The 14,806-nt window shown below is 62.3% G+C and carries 12 protein-coding genes; 8 read left to right on the forward strand and 4 right to left on the reverse strand.

Features of this window, described 5'->3' with window-relative positions:
• Nucleotides 1-200: 200 nt before the first annotated feature.
• Nucleotides 201-1,475 carry an FAD-binding oxidoreductase gene (locus IB265_RS32320; RefSeq protein ID WP_192495788.1) on the reverse strand — a complete coding sequence of 425 codons (1,275 nt, stop codon included), beginning with the start codon at nt 1,473-1,475 and terminating at the stop codon, nt 201-203.
• Between the two features lie 15 nt (nt 1,476-1,490).
• Complete coding sequence (locus tag IB265_RS32325; RefSeq protein ID WP_057249982.1) at nt 1,491-2,159, reverse strand: haloacid dehalogenase type II; 669 nt, start codon at nt 2,157-2,159, stop codon at nt 1,491-1,493.
• 317 nt (nt 2,160-2,476) lie between these two features.
• Here IB265_RS32325 and IB265_RS32330 point away from each other — a divergent pair, with 317 nt between their 5' ends.
• The 7 genes from IB265_RS32330 to IB265_RS32360 all read left to right on the forward strand — a co-directional run bounded on the left by IB265_RS32330 (nt 2,477) and on the right by IB265_RS32360 (nt 10,890).
• A complete protein-coding gene (locus tag IB265_RS32330) occupies nt 2,477-3,313 on the forward strand; it encodes a GNAT family N-acetyltransferase (RefSeq protein ID WP_112995762.1) in 837 nt (278 codons plus the stop codon).
• Between the two features lie 13 nt (nt 3,314-3,326).
• On the forward strand, nt 3,327-4,703 hold the full coding sequence (locus tag IB265_RS32335) for an aspartate aminotransferase family protein (RefSeq protein WP_057249978.1): 1,377 nt from the start codon (nt 3,327-3,329) through the stop codon (nt 4,701-4,703).
• Nucleotides 4,704-4,945: 242 nt separating this feature from the next.
• Nucleotides 4,946-5,659, forward strand: a complete 714-nt coding sequence (locus IB265_RS32340) for an HAD-IA family hydrolase (protein WP_057250150.1) — start codon at nt 4,946-4,948, stop codon at nt 5,657-5,659.
• A 69-nt stretch (nt 5,660-5,728) separates the two neighbouring features.
• Nucleotides 5,729-7,339, forward strand: a complete 1,611-nt coding sequence (locus tag IB265_RS32345; protein WP_057249976.1) for an ABC transporter substrate-binding protein — start codon at nt 5,729-5,731, stop codon at nt 7,337-7,339.
• Between the two features lie 85 nt (nt 7,340-7,424).
• The gene (locus IB265_RS32350) at nt 7,425-8,375 is read left to right on the forward strand and encodes an ABC transporter permease (protein ID WP_057249974.1); all 951 of its coding nucleotides are present in this window, start codon (nt 7,425-7,427) and stop codon (nt 8,373-8,375) included.
• The gene (locus tag IB265_RS32355) at nt 8,372-9,235 is read left to right on the forward strand and encodes an ABC transporter permease (RefSeq protein WP_057249972.1); all 864 of its coding nucleotides are present in this window, start codon (nt 8,372-8,374) and stop codon (nt 9,233-9,235) included. The genes IB265_RS32350 and IB265_RS32355 overlap by 4 nt, the downstream gene beginning before the upstream one ends.
• Nucleotides 9,235-10,890: an ABC transporter ATP-binding protein gene (locus tag IB265_RS32360; RefSeq protein WP_192495789.1), complete on the forward strand. Its 1,656-nt coding sequence runs from the start codon at nt 9,235-9,237 to the stop codon at nt 10,888-10,890. Before IB265_RS32355 ends, IB265_RS32360 begins: the two co-directional genes overlap by 1 nt.
• A gap of 156 nt (nt 10,891-11,046) precedes the next feature.
• Here IB265_RS32360 and IB265_RS32365 read toward each other — a convergent pair whose 3' ends face one another.
• Complete coding sequence (locus tag IB265_RS32365) at nt 11,047-11,523, reverse strand: Lrp/AsnC family transcriptional regulator (protein WP_057249969.1); 477 nt, start codon at nt 11,521-11,523, stop codon at nt 11,047-11,049.
• A 232-nt stretch (nt 11,524-11,755) separates the two neighbouring features.
• Here IB265_RS32365 and IB265_RS32370 point away from each other — a divergent pair, with 232 nt between their 5' ends.
• On the forward strand, nt 11,756-13,081 hold the full coding sequence (locus tag IB265_RS32370) for an FAD-binding oxidoreductase (protein WP_057249967.1): 1,326 nt from the start codon (nt 11,756-11,758) through the stop codon (nt 13,079-13,081).
• Nucleotides 13,082-13,874: 793 nt separating this feature from the next.
• Here the strand turns inward: IB265_RS32370 and IB265_RS32375 are convergent.
• A complete protein-coding gene (locus IB265_RS32375) occupies nt 13,875-14,630 on the reverse strand; it encodes a GSU2403 family nucleotidyltransferase fold protein (RefSeq protein ID WP_192495815.1) in 756 nt (251 codons plus the stop codon).
• Nucleotides 14,631-14,806: the final 176 nt, after the last annotated feature.

Genomic DNA, 14,806 nt, shown 5'->3' on the forward strand with positions numbered 1-14,806 from the left:
GTGATCGGCTCTGGGAGTAGAGCGGGATGCGCGCGAAAAGCCGCCCGTGTTTCTTCATCCCGCTCTCAAGCGCGCGCGAGGCGCTTCAGCTCTATTGCAAGACCGTTGCACACTTGACGCGGCACGCCAGGCTAGATCATCCAAACAAAGAAGGGCGCGGACCTGTCCGGTCCGCGCCCTTCTTCCTACCCCCGCGTTGTCTACTGGATCCTGTCCAGCATCTTGTAATACATGCCGACGAGCGGCAGGAACCAAGGCTTGCCGAAATGCCCGGGCACGGCCGGCCATTCGAGACCCTTCAGCGGGTTGCGGTCCGGCCGGTCGAGGATCGCATCCGCGATAATCATGCCGAGATGCGTCGAAAGCTGCGCCCCGTGGCCGGAATAGCCCATGGCGTACCAAACGCCGTCTTGATAACCGGCGCGGGGGAATCGGTCCTTGGTCATATCGACGAGGCCGCCCCAGCAGTAGTCGATCTCGACATTGGCGAGTTGCGGAAAGATCGCGGTAAGGCTCGCCTTGAGGATCGCGCCGCTTTTTTCGTCCGAACGCTGGTCGGATGTCGCCGAGAAGCGCGCGCGGCCGCCGAAGATCAGACGGTTGTCGGGCGAGAGCCTGAAATAGTTACCGATGTTCATCGACGTGACACAGGTGCGGCTACCCGGCATTGTCGCCCCGATCTCCGCCGCTGTCAGCGGTCGGGTGGCGATGATGAAGCTGCCGACGGCGATGATGCGGCGGCGGAAATAACCGAAGATCGAAGGCGTGTAGGCGCCGGTGGCGACAAGAACCGCATCCGCGGTGACGCTGCCGCGGGGGGTCTTCAATGTGTGCCGGCCGCCCGCCTGGCGATGCTCGGTGACGGCCGCGCTCTCGAAAACCATGGCGCCATGGCGCGTAGCCGCTTCGGCGAGGCCGACGACATACCGCCCCATATGCATCATCGCGCTCTTCTTCGAGAGCATTGCCCCGAAGAAGGGCGAGCCGACCTCCTGCTTCAGATCCTCGGCGCTGAGAAGCGCCGTATCGGGATCGACCTCCGCGTTGACCGCCTCGAAGTTGCGGGCGATCGCCTCGAAATGCTGGGGCTTCGAGGCAAGCTTCACTTTGCCGGCGCGGCGGAAGTTGCAGTTGATACCTTCTTCGGTGATCAGTGCCTCGATCGTGTCGACTGAATCGTCGAACGCCTTGTAGAGCGCAATCGCCCGCTCCCCGCCGAGTTCCGCCTTGGCCGCAAGATAGCTATGGGCGAGCCCGTTATTCAAGTGTCCGCCATTGCGGCCGGAGGCGCCCCAGCCGATCTTCTCGGCCTCCAGCACGACGACCTTCGCCCCGGCCCTGGCAAGCTGCCGGGCCGCACTGAGGCCGGTGAAGCCGCCGCCAATCACGGCGACGTCGTAATGGCCATCGACCGGGCCTTGCGCAGCTCCGGCAAAGGCCGGGGCCGTATCATGCCAGTAGGACAGGAACTTCATGGCGCACTGCCTTTTCTAAAGACCGACGACGCCCGGCAGGCCGGAGATGTCGGCTATCTCGACATAGCCGTAGTAGGGATTGGCCGGCTCATGACCGCGATTGACCCAGACTTTGTTCTTGATGCCGAGGTCGTGCGCCGACATCAGGTCGTAGCGGAAGGAGGACGAGCAGTGAAGAATGTCCTGCGGATCACAGCCGAGCATATCCAGCATGTATTCGAAGCCCTTAAAGCGCGGTTTGTAGGACTGCGCCTGCTCGGCGGTGTAGACCGCATGGAAGGGTGCGCCAAGCTTTTCGACATTCGACATGATCTGTGAATTCATTGCATTCGACAGGATCACCAGTGGGATCTCCTTGGCGACCTTGGCAAGCCCCGCCGGCACGTCCGCATGCGGCCCCCATGTCGGCACGCGCTCATAGACCATCTTCGCAGCTTCATCGCGGAATTTAATGCCGTTGCGCTTGCAGGTCCGTTCCAGCGAATTGTGCACCACCTCGGCATAGGGCTTCCAGGCGCCCAGGACCTCGTCCAAGCGGTAGGCCGCGAAATTCTTGATGAATTCAGCCATGCGCGCCTCGTCGAGCTGCTCCTGATAGAGGTCGCGGGCCGCTTCCGCCATCTGGAAGTTCGTCAGCGTGCCGTAGCAGTCGAAGGTGATGTATTTCGGACGGAACGTCGTCATGTGCGTATCCTTGAAAGAACGTGACCAGGTATTCTGTGAGGATCATAGGCGCTGCGACTCCCATCGCCTCGCCTGATTTGGCGGCGTTCGAAGCAGAATCTATCGTATCGAGCGCCGGCTTTGGCAGAAGGTTGTGTGGCTGCTGGTGGTCAACGGCGCCCTTCCGCCCCGGCGCCCTCCCAGCGCTCTTCCCTGCCAGCATAAGATGCGGCGACCGGCAGGTGCAAAGCTATAAGATACCGCGCAAGCCAAAGCCTTCAGACGATCTGCCGGCCGGCACTCCTTCAGACTTGCGGGCAGAAATTGAAGGAAATGCCATGCAGACAAGTCAGATCGATATTGCCGCCTTCGGACCTGAGCATCTGGAAGCCGCCGTCAAGCTATCCCGGCAGGCCGGCTGGCCACATCGCCTTGAAGATTGGCAGATGGCGCTGACCCTGAGCCAAGGCGTCGTCGCGATTGAGGGCGACCGGGTCGTCGGCACTGTACTCGTCACCCCTTACAAGTCCGACTGTGCAACGATCAACATGGTCATCGTCGACGAGGCCATGCGCGGCCGCGGCCTCGGTCGCAAGCTAATGGACGCCGCGTTGCGGCTAGCGGCCGATCGTCCGCTCAGACTCGTGGCAACGACTGAGGGCCTGCCGCTATACGAAAGGCTCGGCTTCCGCGAGACGGGTCGCGTGTTGCAGCATCAGGGCATCGTCAGAGCAATCGCCGAGCCTGGGCAAACGGAACAGGCGGCCGCGGCCGACATCGAAGCGATCGTCGCGCTCGACCGCCTCGCCTTCGGCGCCGACCGTGAAGGGATGATTGCCTATCTCGGGAAGGTCGGCAACTTTGCGGTGATCCGCCGGGACGGGCGCGTTTGCGGGTTCGGCGGCATCCGCCCCTTCGGCCGCGGCGAGGCCATTGGGCCCGTCGTCGCTAAAGGTCTCGAAGACGCCAAGGCGCTCGTGGCCCACTTCATGTCCACGCGAACCGGCCGGTTCATCAGGCTCGATACCACTGCCGAGACCGGCCTTTCTCTCTGGCTTGCCGAGCAAGGACTCGCCCATGTCGGCGGGGGTATCGCCATGATGAAGCCCCCGATCCACCGCGCCGCCGACCCGGCCGCTACCACCTTCGCCCTCGCCAATCAGGCGCTCGGCTGATCCGGAGATCATCATGTACAGCAATTCCCTCATCGAACTCGATCGCGCCCACCTCATCCATCCGGTCGCCTCCTATCGCGGCCATGAAAAACTCGGCGTGCGCGTACTCGCCTCGGCAAAAGGCGCGACGGTCACCGACGCTTCGGGCAAGCAACTGATCGACGGCTTTGCCGGCCTTTGGTGCGTCAATGCCGGCTATGGCCACGAAGCGATCGTCGAAGCGGCCGCCCGGCAGATGCGCGAGCTTCCCTATGCGACGGCCTATTTCGGGCTCGGCTCCGAGCCCGCGATCCGCCTCGCCTCGGAACTCGCCGAGCGCGCGCCGGGCGATCTCAACCACGTCTATTTCACGCTCGGCGGCTCCGACGCCGTCGACAGCACGATCCGCTTCATCCGCTATTATTGGATTGCCCGCGGCCAGCCGCAACGCGATCAGTTCATTTCGGTCGAGCAAGGCTATCACGGCTCATCGACGGTCGGCGCCGGGCTGACGGCGCTGCCGGCCTTCCACGCCGGCTTCGGCATTCCCTTCGACTGGCAACACAAAATTCCGTCTCACTATGCCTACCGCAATCCGGTGGGAGAGAGCCCGCAGGCGATCATCGAGGCGTCGCTGGCCGCTCTCCGGCGCAAGGTCGGGGAAATTGGCCCCGAGCGTGTCGCTGCCTTCTATGCAGAGCCGATCCAGGGCTCGGGCGGCGTGCTGGTGCCACCCAAGGGCTGGATGAAGGCGATGCGCGAACTCTGCCGCGAGCTCGGCATCCTCTTCGTTGCAGACGAGGTGATCACCGGCTTCGGTCGCACCGGACCGCTCTTTGCCTCTACCGAGGACGAGATCGTGCCGGACTTCATAACCACGGCCAAAGGTCTCACGTCCGGCTATGTGCCGATGGGGGCCGTGTTCATGGCCGACCACGTCTATCAGACGATTGCCGACGGCGCCGGCGCTTCCGCCGTCGGCCACGGTTACACCTATTCGGCACATCCGGTCAGCGCCGCTGTCGGCCTCGAGGTGCTGAGGCTCTACGAGAACGGCCTTTTGGAAAACGGCGTCACGGCCGGTGCACGGCTGATGGAAGGTCTCGAAAGCCTGAGGGACCATCCCCTTGTCGGCGATGTGCGCGGCCGCGGCATGCTGGCCGCCGTCGAGCTCGTCGTCGACAAGTCGAGGAAGACCCCTTTGCCGGCGGCCGCGGAGCCGGCGCGCCGCATCTTCGACCGGGCCTGGGAAAACGGCCTCGTCATCCGCGCCTTCGCCAATGGCGTGCTCGGCTATGCGCCGCCGCTCTGCTGCACCGCCGCGGAGATCGACGCGATTGTCGAGCGCACCCGCCAAACATTGGACGAGACCTTGGAAGACCCGGATGTTCGCCAGGCTTTGAGGGCCTGATGGACGACTGACGCGATATATCGCGGAACCGCCATATTCGAAATTTTGTGCCGCGCCACGGCGCCCTTTCGGAGACTCCGGCGCGGCGCAACTGCCAAACTCAAATCAAGGAAGCGGCCGGATCCCAGCATATGCGGCCTTTCCAGCAAGAGCGGGGAAAACATCCCGCCGACGGGAACAGAATATTCTTCTTCATGAAGTCGGCGTTCCGACCTGGGACGCGAAAAAACTGGGGAATCGATGTGCACAAGAGCCTGCCCGAATTCAAATACATGACCTTCGACGTCGTCGGCACGCTGATCGACTTCGAGGGCGGCCTCAAGGATTGCCTCGCCGGCATCGCCGCCGAGGCCAGTGTCGCCATCGATGGTGAGGAGGCGCTCAGCCTCTACCGCGCGGCGCGCTACTCCAAGGACGCCGACCTCTTCCCGGACGATCTGGTGCGCGTCTATCTCGAAATCGCGCCGAAGCTCGGCCTTCCGACTGAGCGGAAATATGGCGAGCGTCTCAGGGACTCCGCCGGGAACTGGAGGGCCTTCGAAGACAGCGCCGAAGCGCTGGAGCGCCTTGCGAAGAATTACCGGCTTGTTGCTATGACCAATGCGCGCCGCTGGGCATTCGATTTCTTCGCCAAGGAACTGGGCGATCCCTTCTACGCCGCCTTCACCGCCGACGATACCGGTACCGAAAAACCTGACCCCGCCTTCTTTCAGAAGGTTTTCGACTTCGTCGGCTCGGAAGGCAATTCGAAGGACGACGTCCTGCATGTCGCCCAGAGCCAGTACCACGACATCGGCATTTCGCGGAAGCTTGGGCTGACCAACTGCTGGATCGAGCGGCGCCACGGGCAGAAAGGTTACGGCGGCACCATAGAGCCGGCCGAGTTCACCGAACCCGACTACCACTTCACCTCCATGACCGGCCTTGCCGATGCCGCGGCCGTCGCACGTAGCTGACCAGTTCACCGGATGGGTCTAAGCCCACGGAAGACGGGCAGCCCACCAACAGACGAAAAGGGGAATGACATGAACGACAAAATCATTAATTGGACCAGATCCGACGACGCCATGGTCGAAAACGCCATCCGCCGCGGAGCAACGCGCCGTGAACTGCTGCAGATGATGCTCGCCGGTGGCGTTGCCCTCTCCGCCGGCAGTCTAGTGCTCGGCCGCGCCTCCAACGCGGTTGCCGCAACGCCGGTCTCCGGCGGCGCGCTCAAAGCGGCCGGCTGGTCGTCCTCGACCGCCGACACGCTCGACCCGGCCAAGGCATCGCTCTCCACCGACTATGTCCGGTGCTGCTCCTTCTACAACCGTCTCACCTTCCTCGATAAGAGCGGCACCCCGCAGATGGAGCTCGCCGAAGCGATCGAGTCCAAGGATGCGAAGACCTGGACGGTCAAACTGAGGAGCGGCGTCGCTTTCCACGACGGCAAGCCGTTGACCGCCGAGGACGTGGTCTTCTCGTTGAAACGCCATCTCGATCCATCCGTCGGTTCGAAGGTCGCGAAGATCGCCGCGCAGATGACGGGCTTCAAGGCTGTGGACAAGCAGACGGTCGAGATCACGCTCGCAAATCCGAACGCCGACCTGCCAACCATCCTGTCGATGCACCACTTCATGATCGTCGCCGATGGCACGACGGATTTTTCCAAGGGCAACGGCACCGGCGCATTCGTGAGAGAAGTCTTCGAGCCCGGCGTGCGCTCGGTCGGCATCAAGAACAAGAACTATTGGAAGTCCGGCCCGAACGTCGACTCCTTCGAGTACTTCGCGATCAGCGACGATAGCTCGCGCGTCAACGCACTGCTCTCGGGCGATATCCATCTCGCCGCTACGATCAATCCGCGCTCGATGCGCCTGGTCGAGGCCCAAGGCGACGGCTTCGTACTCTCGAAAACCACCTCCGGCAACTACACCAATCTCAACATACGCATGGACTTGGAGCCCGGCAGCAAACGGGACTTCGTCGAGGGAATGAAGTACCTCGTCAACCGCGAGCAGATCGTCAAGTCGGCGCTCCGCGGCCTCGGAGAAGTCGGCAACGACCAGCCGGTTTCCCCGGCAAACTTCTACCACAATGCCGACCTGAAGCCGCGGGCGTTCGATCCGGAAAAGGCGAAATTCCATTTCGAGAAGGCCGGCATTCTCGGTCAGTCGATCCCGGTGATCGCATCCGAGGCGGCGAACTCGTCGATCGATATGGCCATGATCATCCAGGCTTCCGCTGCCGAGATCGGACTGAAGCTCGACGTTCAGCGCGTACCGGCCGACGGCTATTGGGACAACTATTGGCTCAAGGCGCCGATCCATTTCGGCAACATCAACCCGCGCCCGACACCGGACATCCTGTTCTCGCTGCTTTACACTACGGAAGCGCCTTGGAACGAAAGCCAGTACAAGTCGGAGAAATTCGATAAGATGCTGATCGAGGCGCGCGGCTCGCTCGACCAGGAGAAGCGCAAGGCGATCTACAACGAGATGCAGGTGATGGTCGCAAGCGAAGCCGGCACCATCATTCCGGCCTATATCTCCAACGTCGACGCGATCACCGCCAAGCTCAAGGGCTTGGAAGCCAACCCGCTTGGCGGCCAGATGGGTTATGCTTTCGCGGAATATGTCTGGCTCGAAGCCTGATGAGGCGAACGGTCGGGGCTGCAGCCCCTCGGTTGCAGCTCTGACCCTTTTGGTTTGAAATCTCGAATGCCGAAAGGGAACGCGCGTGAACAACCGTGTCCTATCACTCGTGCTGAGCAGATTGCTCATCGCCTTGATCACGCTGGTGATCGTCTCCTTCGCCGTGTTCTTCGCCACGACGCTCCTGCCGGGAGACACAGCGACGATCCTGCTTGGCCAGGCCGCCACGCCGGAGGCAGTCGAAGGTCTGCGCAAGGCCATGCATCTCGACGACCCGGCGATCTTCCGTTTCCTGCGCTGGATCGTTGGTTTGCTGCAGGGCGACCTCGGCACCTCCTATGCCAATGAGATGCCGGTCGCGGATCTGATCGGGGGGCGTTTCATCAATACGCTGCAGCTCGCGGGCGTCACCGCGCTCTTTTCGGTGCCGATCGCGCTGACGCTCGGCATCACCGCGGCGATGCTACGTGGCTCGCTGTACGACCGTGCCGTCACCGTGTTGACGATCGGCGTCATCTCAGTGCCGGAATTCATGATAGCGACCTCCGCGGTGTTAATCTTCGCCGTCTACCTGAAATGGCTACCGGCGCTCTCCTTCGCGAACGAAGTCACCTCGCTGACAGACCTCCTGCGCATCTATGCCATGCCGGTGATCACCCTTACCTTCGTCATCTCGGCGCAAATGATCCGCATGACCCGGGCAGCGGTGATCGAGACGCTCAACACGCCCTATGTGGAGATGGCGTTGCTCAAGGGCGCCTCGCGGCCGCGCATCGTGTTTCGGCATGCGCTGCCGAACGCTCTGGGCCCGATTGTCAACGCGGTCGCGCTTTCGCTCTCATACCTGCTCGGCGGCGTCATCATTGTCGAGACCATCTTCAACTATCCAGGTATTGCCAAGCTGATGGTCGACGCCGTCGCCACTCGCGACCTGCCGCTGATCCAGAGTTGCGCGATGATCTTCTGCCTCGGCTACCTGCTCCTGATCACGGCCGCCGATATCATAGCCATTCTTTCCAATCCGAGGCTCCGATGACAATGACCAGTTCTGAGACCAAGTCTGACCGGATTTCCGGAACCCGGCTCGGCTATCGCTTCAACATCATCGGCATGGTCGGTCTCTCGGTCATCCTTTTATGGGTGTTGATCGCGATCTTCGCGCCGCTGATCATCCCCTACCCTGTCGGCGAAATTGTCGACCTCGATTACTTCGGCCCGATGAGCCGCGACTTCTGGCTCGGCTCCGATTATCTCGGCCGCGACATGCTCTCGCGAATCCTGATGGGCGCCCGCTACACGGTCGGCATCTCGCTTGCGGCAGTTACGATCGCCTGCTTCAGCGGCGTGATGCTCGGCATGATCGCAGCGGTCGCCGGCGGCTGGCTCGACACGGTCCTGAGCCGCTTCCTCGACGCCCTCAGCTCGATCCCGAGCAAGCTGTTCGGCCTTGTGATCGTCGCTGCCGTCGGCTCCTCCATTCCCGTGCTGATCCTGACGCTGTCGGTGATCTATATCCCCGGCGCGTACCGTTTCGCCCGCGCGCTTGCCGTCAACATCAACGCGATGGATTTCATCACCGTCGCCCGCATCCGAGGCGAAAGTACCCTTTATCTGATCCGCTCGGAAATCCTGCCGAACATCGTCGGACCGGTACTTGCCGACCTCGGCATCCGCTTCGTCTTCATCGTTCTCCTGCTCTCCGGCCTCTCCTTCCTCGGCCTTGGCGTCCAGCCGCCCTATGCCGACTGGGGGGCTCTTGTGCGCGAAAACATCGGCGGCCTGCCCTTTGGCGCACCGGCGGTGATGGCTCCCTCCTTTGCGATCGCCAGCCTCACCATCAGCGTCAACCTGCTGATCGACAACCTGCCAAAGAAGATCCGCGATCGGAGCGAATGATGGTCAATCTCGTAGAAATCCGTGACCTGAAGGTCGAAGCCACCACCGATTCCGGCCGACGCGTCGAGATCATCAACGGCGTCAGCTTCGACATTGCCGAGGGCGAGATCGTGGCGCTGATCGGCGAAAGCGGCTCCGGCAAGACGACGATCGCGCTCACGCTGATGGGCCACGCCCGCCCCGGCTGTCGCATCTCCGGCGGCAGCGTCTCCGTCGCCGGAAAGGACATGGTGACGCTGAGCGAAAAGCAGCGCGCCAGGGTGCGCGGCACCGAGGTCACCTATGTTCCGCAATCAGCCGCCGCCGCATTCAACCCGGCCGCCACGATCATGGACCAGGTAATCGAGGTCACCCGAATTCATGGGCTTATGTCCGCCGACGAGGCCCGCCTCCGTGCCGTCGAGCTTTTCAGGGCGTTGTCGCTGCCTGAGCCCGAAACGATTGGCACCCGCTATCCGCACCAGGTCTCCGGCGGCCAGTTGCAGCGGCTTTCTGCGGCCATGGCGCTGATCGGCGACCCGAAGCTCGTCATCTTCGACGAGCCGACGACGGCGCTCGACGTGACGACGCAGATCGAGGTGCTGCGCGCCTTCAAGTCGGTCATGAAGAAAGGCGGCATCGCCGGCGTTTACGTCTCGCACGACCTCGCCGTGGTCGCCCAGATCGCCGACCGCATCGTCGTCTTGAAAGGCGGAGAGACTAAGGAGATCGGCACCACCAAAGAGATCCTCGACGGCGCGAAGCACCCCTACACGCGGGAGCTGCTCGCCGCCTTCGAGCCGAAACCCCGTGGCGCTGCGGGCGCGGCAGAAAGTGGTCCGGCCCCGCTGCTCGAAATCGAAAATCTTGTCGCAGGCTACGGCCAGGCCCAGGCCGACGGCCTGCCCCTCGTGCGCGCCGTCGAGCATGTCAGTCTCAAGGTGGAGAAGGGGCGCAACCTCGGTATCATCGGCGAGTCCGGTTGCGGCAAGTCGACGCTCGCGCGCACCATCGCCGGCATATTGCCGGCCGCTGTCGGCAAGATCGTCTTCGACGGCAAGGAACTCGGCCGCAGCGCCCGCGCGCGCTCGCGCGATGAACTGCGCGAAATGCAGATCGTCTTCCAATATGCCGATACGGCGCTTAATCCGGCGAAATCCGTCGAGGAAATCTTAGCCCGGCCGCTTGCCTTCTATCACGGCATGAATGCCAAGGCGCGCAGCGCACGCATCGACGAGCTGCTCGACATGGTGCGCCTGCCGCGCAACCTGCGTCATCGCCGCCCGGGGGAGCTCTCGGGCGGCCAGAAGCAGCGTGTTAACTTCGCCCGCGCACTCGCAGCCGAGCCGAAGCTGATCCTGTGCGACGAGATCACCTCTGCACTGGACACCGTGGTCGCGGCCGCCGTCATCGATCTCCTCAAGGAATTGCAGCGCGAGCTCGGTCTTTCCTACATCTTCATCAGCCATGACCTCTCCGTGGTGGAGGCGATCTGCGACGAGATCGTCGTGATGTATGGCGGCAGAAAGGTAGAGGAAATCACGCCGGCGAAGGTCAAGACACCGCAACACCCATATTCGCAACTGCTCTTCTCGTCGGTGCCGAGGCTCGATCCCACGTGGCTCGATGGGCTCGAACAGGATCCGGAGCTCGTGCGAGCCTATTGCCGGCGCTGAGGCGCCGGCTCATCCCAACTTGCTGTCATCGCCTCAGCCCGAATGCGGACAGAAGGAGACGCGGACGACATCATGCTTTGTCGGGTGAGGCACCGGAGGAGCGGGCCAAATCGCAAGCGTCGGCCGCGCAAGCCGGCGCAAACCGATCCGAAGATCCTACATCCGAAACAGGCTGGTCAGTGGCATGTGCACCTTGACTATCGGCGACTTCAAGACGACGAAACTGAAATACTTGTCGATGCCGACGTCCATGTCGGTGAGGCGCTCCATGATCGTCTGGTATTCGCCGATCCCGGCCGTGACGAATTTTAGAAGGTAGTCGTAGCCTCCTGACACTAGATGGCATTCCATAACGTTGTCGACCTTGTCTATCGCCGCCAGGAACCGGGCAAAGTCGATCTGCCGGTGGTTCTTCAGCGTGATTTCGGTGAATACTGTCAGGGTCTGCCCGAGCTTGCTGACGTTGATCTGCGCCGAATAGCCCTCAATGTAACCCTCCGACTGCAGCTTCTTGACTCGCATCAGACAGGGGCTCGGCGACAGGTTGACCAATTCGGCGAGTTCCACATTAGTGATGCGGCCATTCTTCTGCAGTTCGTACAGAATCTTGATGTCGATCCGGTCGAGTTTCATGGCGCGCCTTCCCCTTGCTAAGTGGCCAACGGAACAGCAGATTGTGCTGCGACGTTCCCAGCTATGACCTTAACACACTGGAGAGTCGTGTCGATTTCGTTTGGCATTATAGGCCAAAGCAGAAAGGGCGGCATTGCTCCCGCAATACGGAATCTTGTGCTGCGCGCAGTCGTAGTCCGGCAACGCCGTTGCGCCAAAGCCGTTAGACTGTGGTCGTAACGGAGGTCACGCCATGCCCGCACCGCTGAAACTCATCGACACAACGCCGCAGTTGCCCGAAGACGCCGATGCCGTGGTAATCGGCGGCGGCATTGTCGGTGTGTTTGCGGCCTACTATCTTGCCCGCCGCGGATTAAAGGTAGCCGTCGTGGAGAAGGGCCGGATCGGCGCGGAGCAGTCGAGCCGCAACTGGGGCTGGTGCCGCCAGCAGAACCGGGACGCCCGCGAATTGCCGATGGCGACGAAGAGCCTCGATCTTTGGGAGCGTTTCGCCGCCGAGAGCGGCGAGGATACCGGCTTCCGACGCTGCGGGTTGTTCTACCTCAGCAACAGCGAAGAGGAACTGGCCGGCTGGGCCCGCTGGCGCGACTTTGCCCGTGCGCTCGGCGTCACAACGTATATGCTCGACAGAGCCGAGGCGACCGAACGCGGCCGCGCCACCGGAAAGCCGTGGAAGGGGGGCGTCTTTTCGCCGACCGACGGCACCGCCGATCCGGCAAGTGCGGCACCCGCGGTCGCACGTGCGATCCTCAAGCTCGGCGGCACCGTGCATCAGTCCTGCGCCGCCCGCGGCATAGAGACAGAAGGCGGTCGCCTTTCTGGTGTCGTTACCGAGCATGGCACCATCCGCACGAAGACGGCGATCCTTGCCGGCGGCGCCTGGGCCTCCTCCTTCTGCCGTCAGCTCGGCATCCGCTTTCCCCAAGCCGCGATCCGATCATCAATCCTGGCCGTCTCGCCAGGCGCCATCCGCCTTCCGGATGCGCTGCATACGGCCGCCGTTTCGGTGACGCGCCGCGGGGACGGCGGCTACACGCTCGCCATCAGTGGCCGCGGCCGTGTCGATCCGACGCCGCAGCAATTGCGTTTCGCGCCGCAGTTTCTGCCGATGTTCGCCCGGCGCTGGCGCAGCCTTGCACCCGGCGGCACCGAAGGCTTCCGTTCCGGTCACGAGAGCCTGACTCGCTGGCGCCTCGATGCCCCGACGCCAATGGAGCGCATGCGTATCCTTGATCCTGCAGTCGATAAAGACACTATTCGCCTCACCCATTCGCGCGCGCTCGACCTCCTGCCCGACCTTAAGAACACCAGCATCACCGCCGCATGGGCGGGTTATATCGACAGCACGCCGGACGGTGTGCCTGGCATCGGCGAAATCGCCGCCATACCGGGGTTCATCCTCGCCGCCGGCTTCAGCGGGCACGGCTTCGGCATTGGTCCCGGCGCCGGTCACCTGATCGCCGACATCGTCACTGGTGACGAGCCAATCGTCGACCCACGCGCGTACCATCCGGACCGCTTCCGAAAATCTGCCTGGGGTAAGGTCGCCGATTTCTAGGGAGGCGGGACCCGAGGTGCTGTGGCGAATTCGCTGAAGTCGGTTCCGACTGCGACGATCCAGTCCTGGCGGCAGGCAACACCGTCGCCAGCGCAGCCGTTTATGATCCTAGCCAGACCGATCAAGGTCGCCGCAAATCTGTCGTTTCGGATTTCCTGCGGCTTCTCGGCGGTCGCCACAAGCCCACTCGCGACTGACGTTATCAAATCCGAGCGTTCGCGCAGCGTCATCGCGTCTGGGATCTTTGCTAGTGGGAATTGGTCGCGCGCGACCAGTCCGCCGGGCGGACGTCTACCATCTTGGTTATTGATTATTGACTCCGGGTAGCAACTTCCGACCTCCCAGAGCGGGATTCGGCACGGCTAGCGCAACGAATGGCTACTATGCGGTTAGTGCATGAGTCATAACCGCAACGGCGACGGTCCATTGTCCGGTTTTTGTCGCAGTGCCGCTGTCAGGCACCGTGGTAACTAGTGCCCGCTCTCCACGAGAGGCGCTTGCCCAAGCGACACGGCGGCAAACCGACTGCGAGTCCCTCGCCTTGATGGGAATCGAACCCGCGATCCCACCCCAATGTGTACGGAGACATAGGAGAACTCTTCGGCGCCATCACCTACGGAGGGTGCCGATGGTAGGCTTGGCAACGATCACGTTGAGATCAAACCGATCACGCCATTCAAATCCAAGGACGAGGTTTCCGTGAAGGTTTCAGGCAACTCGGCAAAGTACTCGTCGTGGAGATCAACGCCGACTTTGAAGTCTCATCCCGGATAAATCTGTGAAATAGCCGCCCCTACCTATCTTCCTTGAATGGATCGACGGCGAGCTCCTTGAACAACGCTTCCGTCTTGGCCCGATCAGCGCGGCTCATGTAGCCGATCCCGGTCTTGATCGCGTAGCGCCAGGCCTCTCCCCTCTCCCATGCCTCATGCAGTGCGTCCGACAGCTCATTGAGCCGATTGGCGACATCGAGTGCTTCGAACAGGAGAACGGCCTGCCTCAAGTCCTTGTCTCGTTTCGCGGAACCAAGCGTGTCAACGACGCGGCGGCTGGCGACGATCAGCTTGTGGATCGCGTAGCGCTCCGGAGCTGGTACGATCACGCTGATGCCTGACTTGTGCAGCATGACGGCTCTGATCGGCTCATAGATCAGGAAGTCCAGGAATCTCAGCGGTTCGGCCGAGGCTCCACCAAGGGCGGGCATGCCGGCCGGTTTGTCCATGTGGTCATCCGATCCCCTGTTTCCGGTCAAGAACTCGACCTTGTAGCCGCTGCGATTGATGAAGCTGGTCACACGCAGTGACCCCGAGCGATGCATGACCGGCCGGAATGTCGGATCGAGGCCCTTCAGGATTTCGAGAATAGGTGGAAGGCTGTCCCCTACTTCGGCCGAGTTCGCATAGTCCTGGGCGAAGTCGGCATCTCCGGTCTGGAATGACGCAGCAGGCAGACGGACGCCAAGATGTCCCGCATAGGTCGAGAAGGCGACCGATCCGACGAGAAAAGCCTCGCGGGGGCTCAGTCTGAGGGCGTAGTCGATGCAAGGAATGGCGTCCGCCGCGCGGGGGTCGGTTTTCGGGACTTCGAACCCACTGGCGCGCTGAGCAGCTCCTCGATCCGGGCATCGATCTCACCCAGTTTCGCTTTCAATTCGTCTACGACTTCGACCATACGCAACACTCTCGAGGCACCCTCAGGAGATAGCATCGGCCTTCATCGGAATCT

This window comes from Ensifer sp. ENS10, from assembly GCF_014852025.1.
GTDB lineage: Bacteria > Pseudomonadota > Alphaproteobacteria > Rhizobiales > Rhizobiaceae > Ensifer.